This window comes from Sphingobium sp. (assembly GCA_023266575.1).
GTDB lineage: Bacteria > Pseudomonadota > Alphaproteobacteria > Sphingomonadales > Sphingomonadaceae > Sphingobium.
Genome location: JAHFPV010000002.1, coordinates 171,735 through 192,723 on the forward strand (window position 1 = coordinate 171,735; position 20,989 = coordinate 192,723).

The following is a 20,989-nucleotide window of genomic DNA, read 5'->3' on the forward strand; positions in this document are numbered from 1 at the left end:
TTGATGGAGCAACAACGGGCCGAGCGGGCCAATCGTTCCTGTTAATCCTCTATCGGGCCATGATCACGACCACGGCTGAGCCGGTCGACATCATCCATAATCTCGTCCAGCACGGCTGTTTCGGTCGTCACCTGGCTGCGGCGCGACGGCAGGTCGCCGCTTTCGAGTATCTGTTCCAGCGCCGCGCGACCGCGGGCCACCCGGCTCTTGATCGTGCCGACGGCAACGCCGCAAATCTCGGCGGCTTCCTCATAGGCAAAGCCCCCCGCGCCGACCAAAATCAGCGCCTCGCGCTGAGGCTGGGGCAGTTGCAGCAAGGCGCGCTGCATGTCGCTGAGTTCGACATGCTTGTCCTGCGATGCAGGCGCCGCGAGGATGCGATCTGCGGTCAGGTCGTCCCAATCGCCGCGAAAACGCGAACGGCGCATCTGCGAGAGATAATGGTTGCGCAGGATGATGAAGGTCCAGGCCCGCATGTTGGTGCCGGCCTGAAAGCGCTGCCGCGCCGCCCACGCCTTGAGCAGGGTTTCCTGCACCAGATCGTCCGCAGTATCGCGATTGCCCGACAGCGAACGGCCAAAGGCGCGAAGGTGCGGGATCACCGCTGCCAGTTCGCGCTTGAAATCCGTATCCGAAAGCGGCGCACGCTCTTCCGCCGGCACAATCTCGGTCAGGTCATCGCTGTCGCCAACGTCATCAGACATGGGCAGGTCCCCCTTGGTGGTTGCCGTCCTCATCCCATGAACCGACATCGTCAAAGCCATAAATGCGCCCGCATCCTAAATCATGTGCCGTCAAAAACCAGGTCCCGCAATCTGTGCCGTCAGCGCCAGAGCACGAAGAGCATTGCGATCACGGCCAGTGCCAGCGAAATGCCCAGCACATAGCGCACGACATGCTCTGTCGATCCGCCGCGCGCGTCATCGGTCGTGATATGCTGTTCAGGATCAACCATGGCCCATCTCCCGATCGTTACGCATCATTAACGCCAGCAACGATCGGGAGTTCCACCAGTCGGTATTTAAGCCCCTATCAGGCCGGCGCGGTCGCCTCGTCAAAGAACAGCGCCTGCGAAATCGCCGCCTTGACGGTCGACCGCTGGAACGGCTTGGTGATCAGGAAGGTCGGCTCTGGCCGTTCACCCGTCAGCAGCCGTTCGGGGAAGGCGGTGATGAAGATCACCGGCACCGAAAATTCAGCCAGGATATCCTTCACCGCGTCGATGCCGCTGCTGTCGTCGGCCAGCTGGATATCGGCCAGCACCAGCCCCGGACGATCGGCCAGCGCTTCGCGCACCGCATCTTCCGCCGTGACGGCGATCGCGGTCACATCATGGCCCAGATCGCGGACGATGGTTTCAATGTCCATCGCGATGATCGGCTCATCCTCGATAATCAGCACCTTGGCGCGGGTCTGCGCCTCGATTTCGCTGAGTGCTTCCTCGACCAGCGCCTCCACATCGGCGCTGTCCATGTCGATCAGATAAGCGACGTCATCGACGGTGAAGCCTTCGAGCGCGGTCAGCAGCAGCGCCTGACGCGGCAGCGGGGTCAGGCGGGCAAGCCGCGCCTGCGCGATCGCTTCGCGGCTGCCGCCCGACGTCACCGGAATATCCTCCAGATGGGAGGAGGACCAGATGGCATGGAAGGTGCGGTAGAGGCCCAGACGAGGATCGACGTCGGATGGAAACTCCTCCGGCGCGGCGACGATCGCCTCCAGCGCGGCGCGGACATAGGCGTCGCCATGCGCCTGGCTGCCGGTCAACGCGCGGGCATAGCGCCGCAGGAACGGAAGATGGGGGTGCAATTGCTGTCCAAGCGACATCGTCAAATCTTCTCCCTGCCCATAAGGGGCGTAATGTTCCGAAGCATCGGTGCCGGCGTAGAGGTGTGGCGTGTGAAAGGATGGAATGTCCCTGCCGACATGGCAACCCCCGTCCCCCAAACATAGCCAAAAGCGCGGCTGCATAAAAAATGCTTCATTCGCCGGAACCATCAATGACGAGATTTGTTTCGCAGCCATATGGATTTTTCGATTTTATCGTGAATTTTGTATCAATCGCGCGGGACGACGAATTGACGTCCTGTAAGAATCCCGCAAATACGGGCAGACTGGCGTGTCAGATATTGCTTCAGAGGGGCTGATTTTGGTTTCTTCATCGACGGAACGTAATGCGGCGGGAGGGGGTAAGCCAGATGGCGTTACCAGCCCGGACAGCGGCCCTCATGCCGCTTCGTCACCCCGCAAACGCCGTGCCGCCCCAAAAGAAGATGGCCATGTGTCCCAGGCGTTGCGCACCGTCTATCAGCGCGCTGTGGATGAAGATATCCCCTCGGAAATGCTCGATCTGCTGAGCAAGCTGGACTGAGACGGTCATGAACGGGGGCAGCCTTCCTCCGGCCGCCCGCACCGGGACCGCCCGATCGCCGGGCGTGCCGCTTGCTGGATTTTTCCGGTCAACCGGTGTCAAGATGTTCCTCATCCTGACGCTGGCGCTTCTGCCGTTGGGGCTGATCGCGCTCATCGCCTCGCTCCAGGCCATCCGCACCGCCGACCTTGAAAAGGAAGCCCTGCTGCGCGTCGCGGTGACGCAGAGCGCGCGCAAGCTGACCGCCGATCTGCAATCGGATCGGACAGCGCTGGAACTGACGGTTAACGCCCTCGCCAGCCCCGGCAGCGAGACCGGCATCTGCCAGCGGCTGGAGCTTTTCCTGACCTCGCATGACCGCGATGGCGGGCATTTTTACATTTACGACCGGCGCGGCCAGCGCCTGTGCGGATCGCCCGTCCCGGAACCCGCTGGCATCGCCATCGGCGATCGTTTCGCGGGCAAGGACGCGCAATTGCTGCCCACGTCGCAATTTCTGGTGAGCCGGGTGCGCAGCCGCAACGGCGCGCTGGTCGGCTTTGCCTATTATTCGCGCGCGCACCTCGAAAGCGTCGCTGATCCCGCCACCGCGCTGCAAAATCGGCAACTGACCCTGCGGCAGGGTGACGCGCGGATGGTCATCAGCCGTCCCGGCGGCGCGCCGATCAATGGCCATAGCAGCAGCCTGTCGGCCCGGCTCGACCCGCCCGACATCGTGCTGACCATGACCGTGCGAGATCCGCCCGCAACGGTTGCCCGGATGCTCTCGCTCTTCCTGCCGCTCGTCATGTGGTTTGCGGCGGCGGCGGCGGTCGGCTGGTTTGTCGTCAATCGCCTGTTGATCCGCCCGCTGGTGCTGCTGCGCCGGTCGGTTGCGGCCTATCATCCGGGCGAAGTGCTGGAGCCGCTGCAAAAGGTCCGCACTCCGGCGCAGGAGATTGTCGCGCTGGGCGAAACCTTCCGCGAGATCAGCGAAGATGTCGCCACTCATGAAGCGGAAATGGCGCAGGGTCTGGAAACCCAGCGCAAGCTGACCCGTGAGGTGCATCACCGGGTCAAGAACAACCTCCAGATCATCGCCAGCCTGATCAACCTGCACGCCCGGTCCGCACATGATCCCGAAGCGGTGGAAGCCTATGCCTCGATCCAGCGGCGGGTTGATGCTCTGTCCGTCGTCCATCGCAATCATTTCGCCGAGCTGGAGGATAATCGCGGCGTGGGCGTGCGCCCGCTGATCAGCGAATTGTCCGCCAGCCTGCGCGGCACCGCCCCGGCACAAGCCCGGCGCTTTGGCATTCAGATCGACGCGGACGACCTGCACATCAGTCAGGATGTCGCCGTGCCGATCGCCTTTCTGCTGACCGAACTGGTCGAACTGGCAATGATGCTCGACCCGCATGGCGCGATGCGGATTGCGGTGCGGGGGGTGGCGGGTCGCGACACGCGCGCGCTGCTGAGCGTGCGGTCGAGCGGCCTGCGCGCGTCGGAGACAATGACGGTCCATCTGGCCGAACGCTATGGCCGGGTATTGACCGGCCTGTCGCGTCAGTTGCGCGCGCCGCTGGACCATGATGCGGAAGCGGGCGGCTATACGATCGAGATCAGCGTCATTCCCTGAAGCGCGATGCCTACACCTTGATCCGTTCGTTTCGAGCGCAGTCGAGAAACGATAGCGCGCAGTTTCTCGACTGCGCTCGAAACGAACGGGGGTTAGGAGTTTGCGTCGTCGCTCAGGCGCGCTGATAATCTCGGCGGAAATCGGCGGCGAATGTAGCGTATTGCCCGGCAGCGATGCTGTCGCGGATCGCCTGCATCAGCGATTGGTAGAAATGGATATTATGCTGGGTCATCAGCATAGCGCCCAGCATCTCTCCGGCTTTCACCAGATGATGCAGATAGGCCCGCCCCCAGGTCGCGCAGACCGGGCAGGTGCAGCGTGGATCGAGCGGCCCTGTATCTTCGGCAAAGCGGGCGTTGCGGATGTTGAGCGGCCCGGCCCAGGTGAAAGCTTGCCCGTTGCGCCCCGACCGGGTGGGCAGCACGCAATCGAACATGTCGATGCCGCGTTCGACTGCGCCGACAATATCGTCGGGCTTGCCCACGCCCATCAGGTAGCGCGGCTTGTCCTGCGGCAGCATGTCGGGCGCGAAATCTAGCGTGGCGAACATCGCCTCCTGCCCCTCGCCTACGGCCAGCCCACCCACGGCATAGCCATCAAAGCCGATGTCGATCAGTTGCTGCGCGGACTGCTGCCTTAAACCTTTGTCCAGCGATCCCTGCTGGATGCCGAACAAAGCCGCACGCTCCGCATGGTCGCCACCTGCATCAAAACCGTCACGCGAGCGCCTGGCCCAGCGCATCGATCGCTCCATCGACCGCGCCGCCTCATCATGGGTGCAGCCATTTTTGGTGCATTCGTCGAACGCCATCACAATGTCGCTGTCGAGCAGCCGCTGGATTTCCATCGACCGTTCGGGGGTCAGCATATGTTTGGACCCGTCGATGTGACTGGAGAAAGCGACGCCCTGTTCGCTCATCTTGGTGAGTTCCGACAGGCTCATCACTTGATAGCCGCCACTGTCGGTCAGGATCGGCCGGTCCCAGCCCATGAAACCGTGCAGGCCGCCCAGCCGCGCCATGCGCTCCGCGCCGGGACGCAGCATCAGATGATAGGTATTGCCCAATATGATGTCCGCGCCGGTCGCGCGCACTTCGGCCGGGCGCAGTGCCTTGACCGTGGCGGCGGTGCCGACCGGCATGAAGGCGGGCGTGCGGATCTCGCCGCGCTGCATCTGGATCGCGCCGGTGCGCGCCTTGCCGTCAATCGCGGCGATGGAAAAGGAAAAACGGGTCTGGGTCACGCGCGCCGTTTATGAGCGAACGGGCGCAGGCACAAGGGTTCACCCCGCCTTGCGCACGCCTTCAAACAGCATCAGCGCGTCGATGTTGAAGCCTTCGACCCGGCGATAGGGACCGATGAAGCGCAGGCAGTCCGCCGACAGGCGCAACGGCCATGCCGCGCCCGCCGCGTCATGGAGGGCCAGCGTGACAAATTTGGAGTCCTGATCGCGGTCGTTCATCCGACTGTGGCTAATTAATAAAGGTTAACAAAGCCCTGAGCGACGATCGAGAATAGCCAAGGACGGGCGTTTTGTTGCATATCCGCAACAAGGAGTCTCATTTGGGCCAATTTGTGACGACGCGTTTGCAACAGTTCCCAACAAAAATAGTTAACGGGCTGTTCACCGGCGGGGGGTTGATTGCATCCTCCATGCGAGCCTGTTCTGTTCAGTCGGAATAGAAAAACGGGGACGCAGATGATTGATTCAGGACGGTTTAGTCCGGCAAGAGACGTGGTCGAAACGGCCGGTGAGGAGCATTTTGCGCCCGACACCGACCAACCGGCCTTTTCCGTAGCGGAAATAGCGGTTCCAACCGGCCGCTCCACCCTTTTCGACCTGGGCCAGATCGATGTGCGCTGGGACGAGGAACTGGCGACCCTGTGGGCCTTCATGACCCCGCATGAACGGCCCAATTCCAATCTGGGCCTGATTCGCGACACGATGGCGTGGCAGCGGGAGAGCAAGCGCGTCTATGGCGGCGCTGACGGCAGCGGGCGCGATGGCCCGCTCAAATTCATGGTGCTGGGGTCGCGCTTCCCCGGCGTGTTCAATCTGGGCGGCGATCTGGAGATGTTCGCCGAATGCATCCAGCGCCGCGATCGCGCCACCTTGCTCAGCTATGGCGTCGCCTGCTGCGAGATTGTCGATCGCATCTGGCACTGCAACGACATGAACATCATCAATATCGGACTGGCGCAGGGCGACGCGCTGGGCGGCGGGCTGGAAGCGCTGATGTGCTTCGACGTCATCATCGCCGAGCGGCAGGCCAAATTCGGCCTGCCCGAAGTCCTGTTCGGTCTGTTCCCCGGCATGGGCGCCTATTCGGTGCTGTCGCGACGGGTCGGCCCCATGCTGGCGCGCGAGATGATTGCCGAGGGGCGTATCTACAGCGCGGACGAAATGTGCGAGATGGGCATTGTCGCGCAGGTCGTCGAGCCGGGCGAGGGCGAGGCGGCGACCGCCAAATGGATTGCCGACCATAGCGCCCATCATGCCGGTTATGTCGGCATCAACCGGGCCGGACGGCGGGTCAATCCGCTGACGCTGGCCGAATTGACCGACATTGTCGAGACATGGACCGATACGGCCCTGTCGCTGTCCGATCGCGATTTGCGGATGATGCGGCGGCTGGCGGCGGCGCAGACCCGCTTACGCTGAAACGCGGTCGCGGCGGCGGGTCAGGCCTGACGCCGCGGCCGTTTGTGGATGACGGGATCGGGGCGTTCCCCCCCTTCGAGCGGACCGTCGGCGATCATTTCGGCGATCCGCTCGCTCGTCACCGGACGGCTGAACAAATAGCCCTGCACATTGGTGAACCCGGCTTCACGGGCGTGGTGTAGCTGGTCCGCCGTCTCGATGCCTTCGGCCACCGTATCCATCGCCAGATCACGGGCGAGGTTGCCGATGGCGCGCACGATCGCGCGGTCCTCCGCATTGGAGCTGACCCCGGCCATGAAGCTCTGGTCCACCTTGAGCGTGTCGAACCGGTAGGAACGCAGATAGGATAGCGAGCTGTAGCCGGTGCCGAAATCGTCGAGCGCCAGCCGCAGGCCGATGCGCTGCAATTCGCGCAGGATCGCGTTGGTCTGGCCGCTATCGTCCAGGAAAATGGATTCGGTGACTTCCAGTTCCAGCCGCCGTGCGGGCAGGCCCGTCTCCAGCAGCGCGGCGATGACGTTGCCGGGCAGGTCGTGCGACTTCAATGAGGCAGGCGACACGTTGATGGCGATGCGGACCTCGCCGGGCCAGGAGGCCGCAGCGATACAGGCTTCGCGCAACACCCAGCCGGTCATCGCCTCGATCATGCCCATGCTTTCGGCAATCGGGATGAATTCGCCGGGCGAAATCGGACCCAGCACCGGATGATCCCAGCGCAGCAGCGCCTCGCACGCGTCGATATGGCCGCTTTCCAGATCGACGATCGGCTGGAACAGCAATTTGAGTTCATTCGTCTCCAGCGCGCGGCGCAGCCCGGTCTCGATCTCATGCACGCGATTGAAGCGTTCCTTGAGCGACCAGTTGAAGCTGGACGCGCGGTTGCGCCCCTCCCGCTTGGCTTCGTAGAGCGCCAGATCGGCATGTTGCATCAGCTCGTCCATGTCGCGCCCGTCCTGCGGCGCGACCGCGAAACCGATGGAGGCGGTCACCTGGAGATGATTGTCCGACAGGTCGAAGCCATGGGCGAAATAGCTGATGATTTCCTGCGCGATTGCCGCCGCCGTCACCCGGTCCGTATCGGCGCAGATGATGACAAATTCATCGCCGCCAAAGCGCGCGATCCGGCCACGGCCCTGCACGACCTCATCCAGCCGCTCCGCCACCGCGCGCAGCAACTGGTCGCCGACCATATGGCCAAGCGAATCATTAATTTCCTTGAACCGGTCAATGTCCATCCACAGGATAGCGACGGCATCGTTGCGCTTCTGGCTGGTCTCGAAGATTTCGCGCAGCCGCATCTGCATCGCCATGCGGTTTTCCAGCCCCGTCAGACTGTCGAAGCGGGCGAGTCGCTCAAATTTTTCCGCAAGCAGCGACTTGTCGCGCTTGCCGATCAGCGCCTGGACGACGATGCGATGGGTGGTCGAGCTGATTTCCGCCAGGCCCAGCACCATCGCCACCATAGCGACCGACAGGACGCGATAGCCGGTCGATCCTTCCATCCATAGCCCGGTCGCGGTCGGCAGCAGGGCCAGGCACACTTGCCCGATGGCGATCTGGACGCGCCCTGCATTGCGGCCGGAGATACCGCCTGCATAGCCCGTCGCCATCGACACGCTCAGCATATGAATGACCGGATTGGCCGATCCGATGAGCGTCACGAAGCCCATCAACCCCAGCAGCCCGGCATAGGCCCAGGCACCCAGTTCATAGGCCAGTTCCCAGTTGCGCGAGGCGACAGCGGTGCCGCGGACCAGCTGGCGATGGAAGAAAACTGCGGAAATGACGCGGAGAGTGGCAACCACGCAGATTGCGACGACGACAGCATGGATCGCCGGAAAGTCGCTCATGCTGCTGATGACGATACCCACGGCGGTGCCGGTGGCAGCGCCAATGGTCAGGGATGCAGGAGACGCATAGAGGGATTCGACAAGGCTGCGACGGACGTCGGCCTCCTGCCCCGTTCGCTGCGCCATGCGCTTTTCCAACAATGTCCTCAAAGCGCGCAAATTGGCGGGTCTCCGGTTCCCAGACCCGGTGTCGCATTTTCCCTTTATTTTTTGGTTAATATGGCCGCAGCCCCAGCCGAAGGGCTGCGCGGCTTGAACCGGCCGGTCGGGCTGATATGGCAGCGCCATCCCGCCTCATAGCCCGGAGCCTGCCTGATGCACCCGCTTGATCGTCCCGTCTGGCACACGCTGCGCAGCGGCTGGGCGGCACTGGCGCAGGGGGATGACCGGGCGATGCGGCTCAATCCCGCTTATGGCCCCTTTGCGGCGACCGGAGATGACGGTGCGGACAGCCTGATCGCGCTGGCCGCGCTCGCAACCGGCGATAGCGAAATGTGGCTGGTCGGACAGGATGTGGCGGTGGCCCCGCCGGGTATGACGATCGCGCGCACCGCGACGTTGGCCCAGATGGTTGCAACAACGCTCAACCCTGCCCCGGCACCGTCCTGTGAGTGGATCGTGCTGGGCGAAGCCGATGCAGAAGAGATGCGCGCGCTGGCGCTATTGACCCGGCCCGGCCCCTTCCACCCGCTCACCCACCGGCTGGGCCGCTTCATCGGTGTGCGCGAACAGGGGCGACTGGTCGCGATGGCGGGCGAGCGGATGCACCTGCCCGGCTTTACCGAGGTCAGCGGCGTCTGCACCCATCCCGATTTTCGTGGCCGGGGTCTCGCGGGCGCTTTGATGCGGATCGTCATGCAGGCAATGCTGGACCGGGGCGAGACGCCCTTCCTGCACGCCTATGCGGCCCATGGCCGGACGATCGCCCTCTACGAGACGCTGGGCTTTGCGGTGCGGGCAGAGTTGCCGATGGCCGTGCTGGTGCGCGATCCGGCTAACGCCTGACCGGCTCGCAGGCTATGCCGTCCAGGTCGCCATCCATGCTGACATCATAGCCGGGCTGCCCGCGATAGATCGGCGCGGCACCGGCCGCCCAAGCCGCGCGGCAATCCCGAAAGACGGTGGCCGTCGCTTGATTGCGGACGATCCCACCTTCGACCGGCACGGTAGCATGACCGCCACCGGCCGAGGGCTGTTGCGCGTCCAGTTCGGCGGCACTCATCGGCCGTTCGCGCACGACAGGTTCCGGCGTCCCGATCCGTGCCTCAACTATGACAGGCTCTGGCGGAGGCGGGGCGGCGGGTTCGCTGCGGAACCAGTGTAGCGATAGCGCAGCCACCAGCCCAACCGCGAGAACAGCGAGCAGCCGCAGAGCCAATGTCATCCGGGCATCGCGCCGCTGCCGGGCGAGATAGGCGGGGCTGAGCCGCACCGGGACGGCGCGGAAAGGCTTTTTGAAACTCATCGCCATTTTGCTAGCGGCAATCGGTAAACAGCCGGTTGCCGTGCGTTGACCTCACGAAAAAGGCCGGTGGATCGCTCCACCGGCCTCTTCTTGTCGTAGCGAGAGCGTTGGACTTAGAAGTCCATGCCGCCCATGCCGCCCATGCCGCCGCCGGGCATGCCGCCCATGGGCGACTTGTCGTCGGCAGGCATTTCGGAGATCGCCGCTTCGGTGGTGATCAGCAGGCCAGCGACCGAGGCCGCGTCCTGCAGCGCCGCACGAACGACCTTGGTCGGGTCGATCACGCCGGCTTCCACCAGGTTTTCATAGACGTCGGTCGAGGCGTTGAAACCACGGGTCTCGTCATTTTCGCGCAGCAGGTTGCCGGCAACCACGGCACCGTCAACGCCCGCATTCTGGGCGATCTGGCGCAGCGGCGCTTCGATCGCCTTGCGGATGATGTCGATACCACGGGTCTGGTCGTCATTCGCACCCTTCATGCCGGCCAAAGCCTTGGTCGCATAGAGGAGAGCGGTGCCGCCGCCGGGAACGATGCCTTCTTCAACGGCCGCACGGGTGGCGTGCAGCGCGTCGTCGACGCGGTCCTTGCGTTCCTTGACTTCGACTTCCGAAGCGCCGCCAACCTTGATGACGGCCACGCCGCCAGCGAGCTTCGCCAGACGTTCCTGCAGCTTTTCCTTGTCATAGTCCGAGGTGGTGTTCTCGATCTGCTGACGGATCTGCTCGGTACGGCCCTTGATCGAGTCATGGTCGCCAGCGCCATCGACGATGACGGTGTTGTCCTTGTCGATGGTGACGCGCTTGGCGGTGCCGAGCATCGCCAGCGTGACGTTCTCCAGCTTGATGCCCAGATCTTCCGAGATCACTTCGCCCTTGGTCAGGACAGCGATATCTTCCAGCATCGCCTTACGACGATCGCCAAAGCCAGGAGCCTTGACCGCTGCGACCTTCAGGCCACCGCGCAGCTTGTTGACGACCAGGGTCGCCAGCGCTTCGCCTTCGATATCTTCAGCGATGATCAGCAGGGGACGACCCGACTGAACGACCGCTTCGAGGATCGGCAGGATCGACTGGAGGTTGCTGAGCTTCTTTTCGTGGATCAGAATGTACGGATCAGCCAGCTCTACAGCCATCTTTTCCGGGTTCGTCACGAAATAGGGCGACAGATAGCCGCGGTCGAACTGCATACCTTCGACGACGTCCAGCTCGAATTCGAGACCCTTGGCTTCTTCAACCGTGATCACGCCTTCCTTGCCGACGCGCTCCATGGCTTCGGCGATCTTTTCGCCAACCACGGTGTCGCCATTGGCCGAGATGATGCCGACCTGGGCGATTTCCTTGGTCCCGGCGACGGGCTTGGAACGGGCCTTGAGGTCCTCGACAACCTTGATGACGGCCAGATCGATGCCGCGCTTCAGGTCCATCGGGTTCATGCCGGCGGCAACCGACTTCATGCCTTCACGGACGATCGCCTGCGCCAATACGGTCGCAGTGGTCGTGCCGTCGCCAGCAATGTCGTTGGTCTTGGAAGCGACTTCGCGCACCATCTGGGCGCCCATATTCTCGAACTTGTCCTTGAGTTCGATTTCCTTGGCGACGCTGACGCCGTCCTTGGTGATACGGGGGGCGCCGAAGCTCTTGTCGATAACGACGTTGCGGCCCTTTGGCCCCAGGGTCACCTTGACCGCGTCGGCCAAGATGTCGACACCGCGCAGAATGCGCTCACGAGCGTCGCGGGAAAATTTTACGTCTTTTGCAGCCATGGGAAAAACCCTCTTTCTTGCAAATGGGAATAGTCAGGAAAACGAAAGACTTAGGCGATGATGCCCAGCCCGTCGCCGTTAGGCGACAACGCCCAGAATATCCGATTCCTTCATGATCAGCAGGTCTTCACCGTCGACCTTGACTTCGGTGCCGGACCATTTGCCGAACAGGATGCGGTCGCCAGCCTTGACGTCGAGCGGGGTCACCTTGCCATCTTCAGCCTTCGAGCCGGTGCCGACGGAGACGATTTCGCCTTCCTGCGGCTTTTCCTTGGCGGTGTCGGGGATGATGATGCCACCGGCGGTCTTTGCTTCCGCTTCGATGCGGCGGACGAGAACACGGTCGTGCAATGGACGAAATGCCATGTTGATTGCCTTTCCCTTCTGTTTGGGATGGGTCCGGCGCGCGATCCGGGGATGAATCCCCCCGAAAACCGCTCTCGCCTTATCCTTCTCCCGATAAACTGCGTCGCTGTTAGCACTCATTGAAGGAGAGTGCTAGCGCGGCTTGATATGGCGCAACAGAAAGATCGGTCAAGACCTTCCATGCGCATTTTTTGCGCGACCGATGATTTTCCGTGCCACATCACCCAGCGCCGTTGCGGTGCGTCGTGGCGCTTCCTACCTGACGCGTATCAGCATCCATAAAAGGCCTGTCCCCCCATGAGCGATCCAACCTATACCCCGCCCGCCGTCTGGACATGGGACAAGGCCAGCGGCGGCCAGTTCGCCAATATCAACCGGCCGATCGCGGGCGCGACCCATGACAAGGATCTGCCGGTGGGGCAGCATCCGCTCCAGCTCTACTCACTGGCCACGCCCAATGGGCAGAAGGTCACGATCCTGCTGGAAGAATTGCTGGAGGCGGGGTTTACGCAGGCGGAGTATGACGCCTGGCTGATCAAGATCAGCGATGGCGACCAGTTTTCCAGCGGCTTCGTGGCGGTCAATCCCAACAGCAAGATCCCGGCGCTGATGGACCATAGCGTCTCCCCGCCGCAGCGCGTGTTCGAATCCGGCGCGATCCTGCTCTACCTAGCCGAAAAGTTCGGCGCCTTCCTGCCGACCGATCCCGCCAAGCGCACCGCCGCGCTCAGCTGGCTGTTCTGGCAGATGGGCAGCGCGCCGCTGCTGGGCGGCGGCTTTGGCCATTTCTACGCCTATGCCCCGGAAAAATATGAATATCCGATCAACCGCTACACGATGGAAGTGAAGCGCCAGCTCGACGTGCTGGACCGGCATCTGGCGGACAATGACTATGTCGCGGGCGACGAATATAGCATCGCCGACATCGCCATCTGGCCTTGGTATGGCGGCGTCGTGCTGGGCCGCGCCTATGACGCGGCGGAATTTCTGGACGCTGGCAGCTACACCAACGTGCTGCGCTGGGCGCGGCAGATCGACGCCCGCCCGGCGGTGACGCGCGGGCGGATGGTCAACAAGATCAACGGCCCGCTCGACGGCCAATTGCACGAGCGCCACGACGCGGGCGACGTTGCGACCAAGACGCAGGACAAGGTTGAGGGGGCGGCATAAGAGTCTGTTTGAAAAAGCGCGAAAAGGCGCTTTTCAAGTGCGGTACCAGCCCGCTCCCCCGCCCAACCGCCCGATCCAGTATCATCCTGTCGGGTGGTTGGGCGGGGGAGTGGGCTGGAACCGGCTTTCCCAAAGAACTCTAACGCCCCCTCCCCGCATCAGTAGCCGACAGTGAAGCGCTGGCGGCGGTGGCACGGCGTTTCGATTTCATCGACCAGCGCGATGGCATAATCGGCATAGGATATGCTGCTCTTGCCATCGGCATCGACCAGCAACTGGTCGGTGCCGAGCCGGAAACGGCCGATGCGCGGGCCGACGAAGAAGAAGAGCGAGGGCGACACATAGGTCCAGTCGATGTCATCGACGCTGCGCAGATAGTCCAGGAACGCCTTGCCCCGGCTGGCTTCGGGCAGATATTCCTTGGGGAAATCCGGCGTGCTGATCAATGGCACGCCCGGCGCCACCTCCAGACTGGCCGCCCCGCCCACGACCAGATAGCGCGGCACGCCCGACTGGCGCACGACATCGACCAGCGACGCCGGGTCGGTATCGGAAAACATCACCGCACTGACGACGACATCATGGCCCGCAATCGCCTGCGCCAGCGCTTCGGGATGGTTGACGTCGCCCGCAACCGCGGTGATCGCGGCATCCTGCACCGCATTTTCGGGATGGCGGGCAATGGCCGTCACCTGATGCCCGCGCCGGGCCAGTTCCGCGCCGATTTCCTGCCCCGCACGACCCGTGCCGCCGATGATCGCTACTTTCATGCTCGTCTCCATAAGTGGTTACCAATGGAAACCAGATAGAGATTAGGATATCAGGGGTGCAAGAAGGCACTTTGCCTTCACCTGGTTACGCCGAGGATACTGCCCATGCCGTCCACTCCGCCGCCCCGCATCGGCGACGCCTATAATCCCGATTGCCCGACCCGGCACATTCTCGACCGGATCGGCGACAAATGGGCGGTGCTGGTGTTGCTGAGCCTGAAAGACGGCCCCGTGCGCTTCAACCTGTTGCGCCGCCGGATCGGCGCGATTTCGCAAAAGATGCTGTCCCAGACATTGAAGAGCCTGGAGCGCGACGGGCTGGTCAGCCGCGCCGCCTTTGCCACCGTGCCGGTGACGGTGGAATATCGGCTGACCCCGCTGGCAGGCGGGCTGATCGGCATATTGGACCAGATTACCGGTTGGGCCGAAACCCATGTCGGCGACATCATGGCCGCCCGGCGCGCGCATGATGCGGGGATGGAGGCGATGGCAGCTTAGGATCGCTCAAACCACCTCCGTTCGTTTCGAGCGAAGTCGAGAAACCGACGCGCGACGTTTCTCGACTTCGCTCGAAACGAACGGCTGTTGGTTTCACCCAGCCGCCTTCACAATCTCCCCCCATTCCTCTTCGCTGATCACCTTGATCCCCAGCGCCGCGGCCTGCTTCAGCTTACTCCCGGCCCCCGGCCCGGCGACCACCAGATCCGTCTTGGCACTGACCGATCCCGCCGCCTTCGCACCCAACCGTTCCGCCTGCGCCTTGGCCTCGTCGCGGCTCATCGTTTCCAGCTTGCCGGTGAACACCACGGTTTTGCCGGTGACCGCGCTGGCGGTGGTTTCCACGACATAGGGAGGCGGATCGACCTCTCCCTTCCTGTTGCCCACACCTATCAAATCTTCCCATATGATTACGTTGTGCGGTTCGTGGAAGAAGTCGGCGAGCGCATGACCCACCGCCGCGCCGACATTCTCCACCCCGATATGGTCGGCGATTGCCTTGTCGCGCTTGGCAGGCGTGTCAAATGGCTGGTCGCGCAGGGCGATAATTTCTTCCGCCAGCGCGCGCACGCCCGGCAGCGTGGTGTAGCGCTTCATCAGATCTCGCGCCGTCACCGCGCCGACATGGCGGATGCCCAGGCCAAACAGCAGCCGCGCCGCGTCCGGCGCGCGCTTCGCCTCGATCGCGGAAAGCAGATTGTCGACCGATTTTTCCTTCCACCCTTCCCGCCCGATCAGGTCGGGACGGTGGCGTTTCAGGCGGAAAATATCGGCCGGTTCGGTAATCCAGCCAAGGTCGAGAAACTCCTGGATCGACTTTTCCCCCAGCCCCTCAATGTCCAGCGCAACCCGGCTGACGAAATGGCGCAGCCGCTCGAAGCGTTGCGCCGGGCAGATGAGGCCGCCGGTGCAGCGATAATCGACCTCCCCTTCCTCGCGCACCGCCTCGCTCTGGCAGATCGGACATTCGGGCTTGAAGATATAGGGCGAGCCGGGACGGTCGCGGTCGAGATTGTCCACCACCTGCGGGATGACGTCGCCCGCGCGCTGGACGATGACCCGATCGCCGGGGCGCACGCCCAGCCGCGCAATCTCGTCGGCATTGTGGAGCGTGACGTTGGAGACGACGACGCCGCCCACCGTCACCGGGGTCAGGCGACCCACCGGGGTCAGCTTGCCGGTGCGGCCGACCTGAATGTCGATCGCCTCCAGCGTCGTCTGCGCGCGTTCGGCGGGGAATTTATGCGCAATCGCCCAGCGCGGTGCCTTGGCCACGAAGCCCAGGCGCTGCTGCCAGTCGAGCCGGTCAACCTTATACACCACCCCGTCAATGTCGAAGGGCAGGTCGGCGCGGGCGCTTTCAATACTGCGATAATGGGCAAGCAGCGTGTCGAGGGTTTCGACCCGGACCAGCCGGTCCGACACCGGCAGACCCCATGCGGCAATCGCCTGCATCACGCCGAGTTGCGTGTCGGCGGGCAAGGCGCTGTGCGCGCCCCAGCCATGGGCCAGGAAGCGCAAGAGACGGCTGGCGGTGACGGTCGCATCCTTCTGCCGCAGCGATCCGGCGGCAGCGTTGCGGGGATTGGCGAATTGCCGCGCCTTGTCCGGCTCGTCCGCCTCGGCCAGCAGCCGGGCGTTGAGCGCGGTGAAATCCGCCTTGGCCATATAGACCTCGCCCCGCACTTCGAACAGGTCGGGGATCGCGTCTCCGATCAGCCGCTGGGGAATGTCGGCGATGGTGCGGACGTTCGCGGTGACATCCTCCCCCGTCGCGCCGTCGCCGCGCGTCGCAGCCAGCACCAGCTCGCCCTTCTCGTAACGCAACGAGCAGGACAGGCCATCAATCTTCGGCTCTGCGGTCAGCGCGACCGGCGCATCGTCGGGCAACGCCAGGAAGCGGCGGACGCGGGCGAGAAATTCGGCGATATCCTCATCCGCGAACCCATTGTCGAGGCTCATCATGCGGACGGCGTGGGGGATTTTCTTGAGCGCGGAGGTGGGTGCCGCTCCGACCTGGGCATTGGGCGAATCGGCGCGGACAAGGTGCGGGAAGGCCGCCTCCAATGCGTTGTTTTCCGCAATCAGCGCGTCATAGGCCGCGTCGCTAATCTCAGGCGCGTCCTGATCGTGGTAGAGCCGGTTATGCCTGGCCACTTCGCGCGCCAGACGCATCAGACGGTTGGCAGCTTCGGCTTCGGAGAGGGATGCGGGGTCGGTCATGGGGATGCCATAACCGCTGTTATGCTCCGGCGAAAGCCGGAGCCTAGGGTCAGATGGAGCGAGCGCCGCCCTAGGCTCCCGCCTGCGCGGGAGCACGTGGCTTTTATACCCCCGCCACCGGCACCGTCTCGAACCGTTGCCCGAAACCGGCGATGATCGGGCGGGCCTTGGCGATGGCGGCCTGCACGGCGGGCAGTTTGAGCGAGGCCATGTGGTTGTCACGGCTGTCCCACACTTCGGTGATCCACAGCGCGTCGGGGTTGGTGGTGTCGAGCGCGATGACGTAGGACAGGCAGCCGGGCATCCCGGTCGTGCCTTCGCGCAGATAGGTCAGCAATTCATCGCGCTTGCCGGGTTTGGCGATCATCTGGCCGATCAGGCCGTAGCGGGGCTGGGCCGTTTGCGCGGTAGCGGGGATGGCGCTGGCGGCCATGGCGGCGGCGGTCAAACCGATCATGTCTCTGCGGTTATGGGTCATGATTTTTCCTCTGCCATCTCATTGTCCGTGTTCCCGTGCAGGCGGGAACCCAGTTCGGCGCGTGGGACTGGGTTCCCGCCTGCGCGGGAACACCGGCGCTAAACCCGCTCCAGCAGCCGTTCCGCCTGCGCCCGCGCTTCGGCGGTAATCTCCGCACCCGACAGCATCCGCGCAATCTCCTCGCGCCGTTCGTCCTCATCCAGCGCATGAACGCCCGTCCGCGTCACCGTGCCGTCGCTGGACTTGGCGATCAGCAGATGCCCAGCCCCACGCGCGGCCACCTGCGGGCTGTGGGTGACGACCAATATCTGGTTGCTGCGCGCCAGCCGCGACAAGCGTTCGCCGATGGCGGACGCCACCGCGCCGCCCACGCCCCGGTCGATTTCATCGAAGATCAGCGTGTCCGCCCCGCCCTGTTCCGCCAGCGCGACCTTCAGCGCCAGGATGAAGCGCGACAATTCGCCACCGCTAGCGATTTTGGTCAGCGGGGCGAAGGGCGCGCCGGGGTTGGTCGAAATCTCAAACTCGACCCGGTCCATCCCCTGCCCGCTCCACTGCGCCTCATCGAGCGGCGCGACCACCGTGCGAAACCGCGCGGCGTCGAGCTTCAAGGGTGCCAGCTCCGCCGCGACCGCCGCGTCCAGCTTGCCGGCAGCCATCTGGCGCTCACCCGACAAAGCCTGCGCGGCGACGCGATAGGCAGCCGCCTTCTGCGCGACATCGGCCTCCAGCGCGGCGATATGCTCCTCCCCGCCCTCGATCGCGGTCAGGCGCGCGGCCATATCGGCGCACAATTCCGCCAGATCATCGGGCTGCACCTGATGCTTGCGCGCCAGCCCGCGCAGGTCGAACAAGCGGGTTTCGATATCGTCCAGCCGGGCGGGATCGAAGCTCAAGGCCTCCGCCACCTCGGCCAGCCGGTCCTCCGCCTCGCCCGCCTCCACCACTGCGCGGTCCAGCGCCTCCAGCACGGCGGCCAGTCGCTCATCCTCCGCCGCGATCCGGTCCAGCCGCCGCGCCGCCTGCCGCAACTGGGCAAGGCCACCATCAGAGCCGGTCAGGCAATCGGCGATCGCCGACAGATCGTCGGTCAGGCGCGCGCCCTTCTGCATCGACGCGCGCTCTTCCGCCAGCGTCGCCTCCTCACCCGGCTGCGCCCCGAAGCGGGTGAGTTCATCGACAGCATGGGCCAGATAATCCCGGTCGCGCGCGGCGGTATCGACGGTCGCCCGCGCCTCAGCCAACGCACTCGCCGCCTTGCGCCAAGCGCCATATGCCGCGCCGACCGCGCCCGCATCGCAGCGGCCATAAGCGTCGAGCAGCGCCCGATGCCCCCGCGCATTGAGCAGCCCACGATCATCATGCTGGCCATGAATTTCCACCAGGCACCCGCCCAGCTCCCGCAGCAATGCCGCCGAACAGGCCGAATCATTGACGAAAGCGCGGCTGCCGCCATCAGCCTTCACCGTGCGGCGAATGAGCAGCGGTTCGCCCGGCTCCATGTCGATGCCATTATCGGCCAGCAGCATCGCGGCGCGATGGTCGGCGGGCGGTGGGTCGAACGTCGCGGTGACGCTGGCCTGCGCCTCGCCATTGCGGACGAGGCCACTGTCGGCGCGCGCGCCCAGCGCCAGCCCCAGCGAATCGAGCAGGATCGATTTGCCCGCGCCCGTCTCCCCGGTCAGCACGGACAGGCCCGCCCCGAAATCCAGGTCCAGCGCCTCGATCAACACGACATTGCGGATGGACAAAGCGCTCAGCATGACGCGCTTCTACCCGTCAATGCACAAAAGGGGAACAGGCAAGAAAGGCGATTACGCCTTGCTGCCATGTTCCTGCATCAGCTTGTAGCTGCGCTCATACCATTTGGTGCCGGGATAGTTGGCGCCCAGCACGGCGGCGGCCTTGCGCGCTTCGTCGGGGATGCCGAGCGAGAGATAGGATTCGACCAGCCGCTCCAGCGCTTCGGGCGTGTGCGTCGTGGTCTGGTACTTGTCGATGACGACGCGGAAGCGCAGCGTGGCGGCCAGCCACTGGCCGCGCCGCTGGTAGAAGCGGCCAATTTCCATTTCCTTGCCGGCCAGATGGTCGTTGACCAGATCGACCTTCAACCGCGCGTCGGCTGCATAGCGGGTGCCGGGATAGCGGCGGATCAGTTCGCCCAGCGAATCCAGCGCCTGTTGCGTAATCTTCTGGTCGCGGCTGACATCGGCAATCTGCTCATAATAGCAGAGCGCGATCAGATAATAAGCGTAGGGCGCGTCCTTGTTGCCGGTATGGATCGACAGGAAACGCTGCGATGCCGAGATGGATTCGGCATAGTCGCTGTTCATATAGTAGCTGAACGCCGACATCAGCTGCGCCCGGCGCGCCCAGGGCGAATAGGGATGCTGGCGCTCCACCTCGTCAAACAAGGCGGCGGCAAGCTTATACTGGCCGCGATCGAGCCGCTCCTTGCCGCTATTATAGAGGGTGGACACGTCGCGGGCGACATATTGGGTGTCGGCCTTGTTCTTGGACGTCGCGCAGCCTGCAAGCAGGGCGGCAAGCAGAAGCGGGGCGGTGGCCGCGCCGATGCGCGTTACAGTTTTCATCAGCATGGGGCGGGTCATAGCCGAGGGACACGCCGCCGCCAAGCGGCAGAATGGAGTCACGCTCAACAGGCTGTCCGCGCCGGCAGATCGAGCCGCGCCACCGCGCCGCCATTCGCCCCCGGCGTCAGCGAAAAGCGCCCGCCCAGCTGCACCGCCAGCGCATTGGCGATGCGCAGGCCCAGCGAATCGCTGGCGCCATGTTCAAAGTCCGGGGCAACACCATGGCCGTCATCAACGATGCGCAGCGCCAGCGCGCCCTGCGCCTCCTCCAGCGTCACGACCACCTTGCCGGGCCGGTCTGGCAGGCCATGCTCTATCGCGTTGCTGACCGATTCCGCCACGATCAGCGCCAAGGGCACGGTGATGGACGGCTCGATCGTCAGCCCGTCGGGCGCGGTAACCGCGACATCTATGTCGGTGCGGCCACTGGCCTCCAGCACATCGGCGGTCAGCGTGGTCAGGAAGGCGCGGATATCCTGCCCCTGCCCCGACGGATCATAGAGCGCGCGGCTGATCCGGCCGACCAGTCCCAGCCGGGCCGAGGCATCGTCCAGCGCCTTGCGCGCCACATCATGATCGACATGGCGCCTCTGGAGCGCCAGCATGGCGGCGACGACCTGAAGATTGTTCGACACGCGATGCTGGAGTTCGTGGAACAGAAGCTCGCGATTTTCCGCCAGCGCCCGGCTGCGTTCGCGCTCCACCGCCAGATGGAAATTGGCGCGCTGCATGAAGTGGATCAGCAATATGTCGACCACCACCACGCCGGTGTAGAAGAGCATGGCCACGGCCACCGCCGGGTTCATCGCAAAATTGTAGAATGGCGGGATGAAAACATACCAGGACAGCAGGCCACAAAAGATCGCGGTGAAAATCCCCGGCCTGACCCCGAACAGGAAGGAGGAGAGGATGACCGCCGGAAAGAAAGTGACGAAGGGATAGCCATTGGGCAGCAAGGGTTCAGCCGCGATGCGCAGCATGAAAGCTCCGCCGCAAAAGAGCAGCGACAAGATGTAGGCATAGGCTGGCCGATCGGGGACGAGCGGCAGGCGTTCGACAAAGCGCTCATTGCTCCGCTGCATGATGTTCCCCAAATGGTCCATCGTTACAGTAGCAGAACTTTAAGCCGATGCCTTGATCGAAATTAGTCCATTGCGCAGCCGA

The 20,989-nt window shown here is 63.9% G+C and carries 21 protein-coding genes; 6 read left to right on the forward strand and 15 right to left on the reverse strand.

What is annotated here, in order from left to right; translation table 11 throughout:
- Positions 1-41: 41 nt before the first annotated feature.
- The 3 genes from Q0D44_RS03245 to Q0D44_RS03255 form a co-directional block, all read right to left on the reverse strand.
- Positions 42-704, reverse strand: a complete 663-nt coding sequence (locus Q0D44_RS03245) for a sigma-70 family RNA polymerase sigma factor (protein ID WP_294132333.1) — start codon at positions 702-704, stop codon at positions 42-44.
- Positions 705-823: 119 nt separating this feature from the next.
- The gene (locus Q0D44_RS03250) at positions 824-955 is read right to left on the reverse strand and encodes a hypothetical protein (RefSeq protein ID WP_006967174.1); all 132 of its coding nucleotides are present in this window, start codon (positions 953-955) and stop codon (positions 824-826) included.
- A gap of 77 nt (positions 956-1,032) precedes the next feature.
- Complete coding sequence (locus Q0D44_RS03255) at positions 1,033-1,824, reverse strand: response regulator (RefSeq protein WP_217672390.1); 792 nt, start codon at positions 1,822-1,824, stop codon at positions 1,033-1,035.
- A 292-nt stretch (positions 1,825-2,116) separates the two neighbouring features.
- On the opposite strand from Q0D44_RS03255, the gene Q0D44_RS03260 reads away from it, so the two are divergent.
- Together Q0D44_RS03260 and Q0D44_RS03265 are read left to right on the forward strand one after the other, a co-directional pair.
- On the forward strand, positions 2,117-2,368 hold the full coding sequence (locus Q0D44_RS03260) for a NepR family anti-sigma factor (protein ID WP_294132340.1): 252 nt from the start codon (positions 2,117-2,119) through the stop codon (positions 2,366-2,368).
- Between the two features lie 103 nt (positions 2,369-2,471).
- Positions 2,472-3,986: a sensor histidine kinase gene (locus tag Q0D44_RS03265; RefSeq protein WP_294133184.1), complete on the forward strand. Its 1,515-nt coding sequence runs from the start codon at positions 2,472-2,474 to the stop codon at positions 3,984-3,986.
- A 112-nt stretch (positions 3,987-4,098) separates the two neighbouring features.
- Here the strand turns inward: Q0D44_RS03265 and tgt are convergent, their stop codons facing one another.
- A complete protein-coding gene (gene tgt, locus Q0D44_RS03270) occupies positions 4,099-5,229 on the reverse strand; it encodes a tRNA guanosine(34) transglycosylase Tgt (RefSeq protein ID WP_294132343.1) in 1,131 nt (376 codons plus the stop codon).
- Positions 5,230-5,268: 39 nt separating this feature from the next.
- Entirely contained in the window at positions 5,269-5,448 is a 180-nt protein-coding gene (locus Q0D44_RS03275) for a hypothetical protein (RefSeq protein WP_217671832.1), read from the reverse strand.
- Between the two features lie 237 nt (positions 5,449-5,685).
- On the opposite strand from Q0D44_RS03275, the gene Q0D44_RS03280 reads away from it, so the two are divergent.
- Positions 5,686-6,648 carry a crotonase/enoyl-CoA hydratase family protein gene (locus tag Q0D44_RS03280; protein WP_294132348.1) on the forward strand — a complete coding sequence of 321 codons (963 nt, stop codon included), beginning with the start codon at positions 5,686-5,688 and terminating at the stop codon, positions 6,646-6,648.
- 20 nt (positions 6,649-6,668) lie between these two features.
- On the opposite strand, the gene Q0D44_RS03285 is transcribed toward Q0D44_RS03280, so the two are convergent.
- Entirely contained in the window at positions 6,669-8,624 is a 1,956-nt protein-coding gene (locus Q0D44_RS03285; RefSeq protein ID WP_294132353.1) for an EAL domain-containing protein, read from the reverse strand.
- A 189-nt stretch (positions 8,625-8,813) separates the two neighbouring features.
- Here Q0D44_RS03285 and Q0D44_RS03290 point away from each other — a divergent pair, with 189 nt between their 5' ends.
- The gene (locus tag Q0D44_RS03290; protein WP_294132356.1) at positions 8,814-9,503 is read left to right on the forward strand and encodes a GNAT family N-acetyltransferase; all 690 of its coding nucleotides are present in this window, start codon (positions 8,814-8,816) and stop codon (positions 9,501-9,503) included.
- Here Q0D44_RS03290 and Q0D44_RS03295 read toward each other — a convergent pair.
- From Q0D44_RS03295 to groES, 3 genes are all read right to left on the reverse strand, one after another.
- Positions 9,493-9,963, reverse strand: coding sequence for an excalibur calcium-binding domain-containing protein (locus Q0D44_RS03295; RefSeq protein ID WP_294132359.1), 471 nt, complete (start codon positions 9,961-9,963; stop codon positions 9,493-9,495). The genes Q0D44_RS03290 and Q0D44_RS03295 overlap by 11 nt on opposite strands.
- A 113-nt stretch (positions 9,964-10,076) precedes the next feature.
- Positions 10,077-11,726: a chaperonin GroEL gene (gene groL, locus Q0D44_RS03300; RefSeq protein ID WP_294132361.1), complete on the reverse strand. Its 1,650-nt coding sequence runs from the start codon at positions 11,724-11,726 to the stop codon at positions 10,077-10,079.
- Positions 11,727-11,804: 78 nt separating this feature from the next.
- Complete coding sequence (gene groES / locus Q0D44_RS03305) at positions 11,805-12,092, reverse strand: co-chaperone GroES (RefSeq protein ID WP_119745439.1); 288 nt, start codon at positions 12,090-12,092, stop codon at positions 11,805-11,807.
- A gap of 297 nt (positions 12,093-12,389) precedes the next feature.
- Between groES and yghU the strand changes: the two genes are divergently transcribed.
- The gene (gene yghU / locus Q0D44_RS03310; protein ID WP_294132362.1) at positions 12,390-13,262 is read left to right on the forward strand and encodes a glutathione-dependent disulfide-bond oxidoreductase; all 873 of its coding nucleotides are present in this window, start codon (positions 12,390-12,392) and stop codon (positions 13,260-13,262) included.
- 158 nt (positions 13,263-13,420) lie between these two features.
- Here yghU and Q0D44_RS03315 read toward each other — a convergent pair whose 3' ends face one another.
- Entirely contained in the window at positions 13,421-14,032 is a 612-nt protein-coding gene (locus Q0D44_RS03315; RefSeq protein ID WP_294132363.1) for an NAD(P)-dependent oxidoreductase, read from the reverse strand.
- A gap of 105 nt (positions 14,033-14,137) precedes the next feature.
- Between Q0D44_RS03315 and Q0D44_RS03320 the strand changes: the two genes are divergently transcribed.
- Positions 14,138-14,530 carry a helix-turn-helix domain-containing protein gene (locus Q0D44_RS03320; protein ID WP_294132364.1) on the forward strand — a complete coding sequence of 131 codons (393 nt, stop codon included), beginning with the start codon at positions 14,138-14,140 and terminating at the stop codon, positions 14,528-14,530.
- Positions 14,531-14,623: 93 nt separating this feature from the next.
- Here Q0D44_RS03320 and ligA read toward each other — a convergent pair whose 3' ends face one another.
- From ligA to Q0D44_RS03345, 5 genes are all read right to left on the reverse strand, one after another.
- On the reverse strand, positions 14,624-16,753 hold the full coding sequence (gene ligA / locus Q0D44_RS03325; protein WP_294132365.1) for an NAD-dependent DNA ligase LigA: 2,130 nt from the start codon (positions 16,751-16,753) through the stop codon (positions 14,624-14,626).
- Between the two features lie 103 nt (positions 16,754-16,856).
- A complete protein-coding gene (locus Q0D44_RS03330) occupies positions 16,857-17,231 on the reverse strand; it encodes a putative quinol monooxygenase (RefSeq protein WP_294132366.1) in 375 nt (124 codons plus the stop codon).
- Between the two features lie 98 nt (positions 17,232-17,329).
- Positions 17,330-18,994: a DNA repair protein RecN gene (recN, locus tag Q0D44_RS03335; RefSeq protein ID WP_294132367.1), complete on the reverse strand. Its 1,665-nt coding sequence runs from the start codon at positions 18,992-18,994 to the stop codon at positions 17,330-17,332.
- A gap of 51 nt (positions 18,995-19,045) precedes the next feature.
- Positions 19,046-19,831: an outer membrane protein assembly factor BamD gene (locus tag Q0D44_RS03340; protein WP_294132368.1), complete on the reverse strand. Its 786-nt coding sequence runs from the start codon at positions 19,829-19,831 to the stop codon at positions 19,046-19,048.
- A gap of 56 nt (positions 19,832-19,887) precedes the next feature.
- Positions 19,888-20,907 carry a histidine kinase dimerization/phosphoacceptor domain -containing protein gene (locus Q0D44_RS03345; protein WP_294132369.1) on the reverse strand — a complete coding sequence of 340 codons (1,020 nt, stop codon included), beginning with the start codon at positions 20,905-20,907 and terminating at the stop codon, positions 19,888-19,890.
- Positions 20,908-20,989: the final 82 nt, after the last annotated feature.

Coding starts and splice junctions, on each gene's coding strand:
- Q0D44_RS03245 (WP_294132333.1), bottom strand. CDS start 704: ATGTCTGATGACGTTGGCGACAGCGATGACCTGACCGAGATTGTGCCG.
- Q0D44_RS03250 (WP_006967174.1), bottom strand. CDS start 955: ATGGTTGATCCTGAACAGCATATCACGACCGATGACGCGCGCGGCGGA.
- Q0D44_RS03255 (WP_217672390.1), bottom strand. CDS start 1,824: ATGTCGCTTGGACAGCAATTGCACCCCCATCTTCCGTTCCTGCGGCGC.
- Q0D44_RS03265 (WP_294133184.1), top strand. CDS start 2,472: ATGTTCCTCATCCTGACGCTGGCGCTTCTGCCGTTGGGGCTGATCGCG.
- Q0D44_RS03275 (WP_217671832.1), bottom strand. CDS start 5,448: ATGAACGACCGCGATCAGGACTCCAAATTTGTCACGCTGGCCCTCCAT.
- Q0D44_RS03280 (WP_294132348.1), top strand. CDS start 5,686: ATGATTGATTCAGGACGGTTTAGTCCGGCAAGAGACGTGGTCGAAACG.
- Q0D44_RS03285 (WP_294132353.1), bottom strand. CDS start 8,624: ATGGCGCAGCGAACGGGGCAGGAGGCCGACGTCCGTCGCAGCCTTGTC.
- Q0D44_RS03290 (WP_294132356.1), top strand. CDS start 8,814: ATGCACCCGCTTGATCGTCCCGTCTGGCACACGCTGCGCAGCGGCTGG.
- Q0D44_RS03295 (WP_294132359.1), bottom strand. CDS start 9,963: ATGAGTTTCAAAAAGCCTTTCCGCGCCGTCCCGGTGCGGCTCAGCCCC.
- groL (WP_294132361.1), bottom strand. CDS start 11,726: ATGGCTGCAAAAGACGTAAAATTTTCCCGCGACGCTCGTGAGCGCATT.
- groES (WP_119745439.1), bottom strand. CDS start 12,092: ATGGCATTTCGTCCATTGCACGACCGTGTTCTCGTCCGCCGCATCGAA.
- yghU (WP_294132362.1), top strand. CDS start 12,390: ATGAGCGATCCAACCTATACCCCGCCCGCCGTCTGGACATGGGACAAG.
- Q0D44_RS03315 (WP_294132363.1), bottom strand. CDS start 14,032: ATGAAAGTAGCGATCATCGGCGGCACGGGTCGTGCGGGGCAGGAAATC.
- Q0D44_RS03320 (WP_294132364.1), top strand. CDS start 14,138: ATGCCGTCCACTCCGCCGCCCCGCATCGGCGACGCCTATAATCCCGAT.
- ligA (WP_294132365.1), bottom strand. CDS start 16,753: ATGACCGACCCCGCATCCCTCTCCGAAGCCGAAGCTGCCAACCGTCTG.
- Q0D44_RS03330 (WP_294132366.1), bottom strand. CDS start 17,231: ATGACCCATAACCGCAGAGACATGATCGGTTTGACCGCCGCCGCCATG.
- recN (WP_294132367.1), bottom strand. CDS start 18,994: ATGCTGAGCGCTTTGTCCATCCGCAATGTCGTGTTGATCGAGGCGCTG.
- Q0D44_RS03340 (WP_294132368.1), bottom strand. CDS start 19,831: ATGCTGATGAAAACTGTAACGCGCATCGGCGCGGCCACCGCCCCGCTT.
- Q0D44_RS03345 (WP_294132369.1), bottom strand. CDS start 20,907: ATGCAGCGGAGCAATGAGCGCTTTGTCGAACGCCTGCCGCTCGTCCCC.